The 2,264-nt window shown below is 38.6% G+C and carries 1 protein-coding gene, 1 tRNA gene and 1 rRNA gene; 1 reads left to right on the top strand and 2 read right to left on the bottom strand.

Going from position 1 to position 2,264, the window contains the following annotated elements; all coding sequences use genetic code 11:
- Positions 1–2: 2 nt before the first annotated feature.
- Positions 3–76: transfer RNA gene (locus AC1RNS_RS26395), tRNA-Asn, on the bottom strand.
- A gap of 265 nt (positions 77–341) precedes the next feature.
- Here AC1RNS_RS26395 and mbcS point away from each other — a divergent pair.
- A complete protein-coding gene (mbcS, locus tag AC1RNS_RS26400; protein ID WP_492996774.1) occupies positions 342–1,919 on the top strand; it encodes an acyl-CoA synthetase MbcS in 1,578 nt (525 codons plus the stop codon).
- A gap of 260 nt (positions 1,920–2,179) precedes the next feature.
- On the opposite strand, the gene rrf is transcribed toward mbcS, so the two are convergent.
- Positions 2,180–2,264: ribosomal RNA gene (rrf, locus tag AC1RNS_RS26405) — 5S ribosomal RNA — on the bottom strand; the annotation flags it as partial.

The raw sequence follows: 2,264 nt of genomic DNA on the forward strand, positions 1-2,264 counted from the left end.
GGCTCCGAAGGCAGGACTCGAACCTGCGACAACCTGATTAACAGTCAGGTGCTACTACCAACTGAGCTACTTCGGAACAATGATATTCAATTAAGTTTTCTAAAAACGCTTAAGCACATTTATTATTATAGCAAGCATTATAAATTATGCAACACTTTTTATAAAAAATTTCATATTTTTTGTCGAATGGGTTAGTAGGAATCATCAAAAACCTAAATAGTTCTCTATTAAATCTAATATTTCTATTTTGTGTATATAATATTCTTGCTGTATATTATTGTAATTGATAAAATATAAATAGTTTTATGAATTTTCTATTATTTTTGGGGAGGAATGTTCAAATGGTTACAAACGATTTAATTGCACCAGAATTTTATAACATTACTGAGGAATTAGAGAAATTTTCTCAAGATAGTGAACGTCAAGCAATAAGATGGTTAAATACTCAACAGGAGCGCCGAACTATTTCCTATTTAGAGCTTGTTCAAAAAATGAATCAATACGCGCATGCTTTTACGAAGAGGGGGCTTCAAAAAGGCGATCGTGTATTAGTCATTACTCCACGTCTACCTGAGGCATACTTTGTCTTCCTTGGCTGTCTAAAAGCTGGTATTGTTCCTATATCTTGCTCTGAGATGTTACGTGCAAGTGATTTAGAATATCGTATGGAGCACTCCTCTGCAAGTGCAGTGATTGCTTTTGAGGCATTCACGGGGGAAGTAGATCGCATTACTTCTTCTGTAGAGGCTTTAAATAATAAATTGGTTATCGGAACTGCTACTGGTAATTGGACGTCATTAAATGAATTAGCAAGCACGCAGCCAGACACATTTACTGCAGTTCCTACAAAACGCGACGACATGGCATTTCTTTCTTATACTTCTGGTACAACTGGTAAACCAAAGGGAGTCGTTCATTCACACGGCTGGGGATATGCACATATTCGCACAGCAGCTTCACAATGGCTTTGTGTACGTGAGGGTGATTTAGTATGGGCTACGGCAGCACCAGGATGGCAAAAATGGATTTGGAGTCCGTTTTTATCCACTATAATGCTGGGTGCAACTGCATTTGTCTATCATGGCGGATTCGACGCAAAAACATATCTTCAACTACTTCAAGATGAAAAGATAAATGTATTATGTTGTACACCAACTGAATATCGTATTATTTCGAAAGTTGATAATTTAAAAGAATACAATCTATCATCATTGCGAAGCGCAGTTTCTGCTGGTGAACCATTAAATCGCCCAGTCATAGAAGCATTTATGAATCACTTTGGTCTTAAAGTCCGAGACGGCTATGGTCAAACGGAAAATACACTGTTAATTGGCACACTAGAGAATACTGAATTACGTCCTGGTTCAATGGGTGTTCCAACTCCTGGTAATATTGTACGTATTGTAGACAATGAAGGTAATGAAGCATCTGTTGGGGAAGTTGGGGATATCGCTGTTCATAAATCATCTCCTGCTTTATTTAAGGAATACTATCGTGAGCCTGAACGTACACAAGCTGCTTTCCGTGGCGATTGGTATATTACTGGTGACCAAGCCAAATGTGACGAGGATGGTTATTTTTGGTTTGAAGGTCGCGGAGATGACATCATCATCTCATCGGGCTATACAATTGGACCATTTGAAGTAGAGGATGCTTTGAATAAACACGAGGCTGTACAAGAATGTGCTGTTGTAGCAGCACCAGATGAAATCCGAGGACATATTGTGAAAGCCTTTGTTATTTTACGAGAAGCCTTTAGAGACCGTGATGAAGAAGAATTAACAAAAGAACTTCAGGAGCACGTTAAGGCATTAACAGCGCCTTATAAATACCCTCGTAGCATTGTCTTTATCGATGAATTACCTAAAACTACTTCTGGTAAGATTCGACGTGTAGAACTACGAACAGTAACTGTTTAAAATAATTTAATCATGCACTGCAGTTGCTTAAATAATCATGGGACTGCTCTTTTTATAGACTGAGTTCCTCTCATTATAGTACTAGATCAGGTGCTTAGATATCCCAGTAAAGCTACTACCATTGCATTGTATCCAGCAAAAAATTAAAAGAGACATTTCATACCAGGGCTATATGGATTATGCTGGTGAAATGTCTCTTATTCTTTTGGTTTTTGGACATAAAAAAGCCACTACTGAGTTTGTCAGCAGCGACTTTTTGCGCCTAGCGATGTCCTACTCTCACAGGGGGAAGCCCCCAACTACCATCGGCGCTAAAGAGCTTAACTTCCGTGTTCGGTATGGGAA

It is taken from the genome of Lysinibacillus sp. GW821-FHT14F06 (assembly GCF_058803665.1).

Excerpts from the sequence above, each read along its gene's own strand:
- mbcS (WP_492996774.1), top strand. The coding sequence starts at position 342 with ATGGTTACAAACGATTTAATTGCACCAGAATTTTATAACATTACTGAG.